The sequence below is a fragment of the Streptomyces canarius genome (assembly GCF_014650735.1).
Taxonomy (GTDB): domain Bacteria; phylum Actinomycetota; class Actinomycetes; order Streptomycetales; family Streptomycetaceae; genus Streptomyces; species Streptomyces olivaceoviridis.
Genome location: NZ_BMVN01000263.1, coordinates 1 through 508, shown reverse-complemented (window position 1 = coordinate 508; position 508 = coordinate 1). Strand labels below are relative to the sequence as shown.

The window sequence follows — 508 nt, the reverse complement described above, 5'->3', positions numbered from 1 at the left end:
GCGCGTGATCATCGACTTCGTCATGAACCACACCAGCGACCAGCACCCGTGGTTCCAGGAGTCGAGGCGGGACCCGGACGGTCCGTACGGGGACTACTACGTCTGGGCCGACGACGACAAGCAGTACCAGGACGCCCGGATCATCTTCGTGGACACCGAGGCCTCCAACTGGACGTACGACCCGGTACGCAAGCAGTACTACTGGCACCGCTTCTTCTCGCACCAGCCGGACCTGAACTACGAGAACCCGGCCGTGCAGGAGGAGATGATCTCCGCGCTGAAGTTCTGGCTGGATCTCGGGATCGACGGGTTCCGGCTGGACGCGGTGCCGTACCTGTACCAGCAGGAGGGCACCAACTGCGAGAACCTGCCGGCGACCCACGAGTTCCTGAAGCGGGTGCGCAAGGAGATCGACGCCCAGTACCCCGACAAGGTGCTCCTCGCCGAGGCCAACCAGTGGCCCGAGGACGTCGTCGACTACTTCGGCGACTACCAGGCCGGCGGCGAC

1 protein-coding gene is annotated in these 508 nt (G+C 64.8%); it reads left to right on the top strand.

Translation table 11 applies throughout. The features are described from left to right. On the top strand, nt 1-508 hold a 508-nt coding region (locus IE294_RS47205), incomplete at both ends, for an alpha-amylase family glycosyl hydrolase (RefSeq protein WP_268252902.1).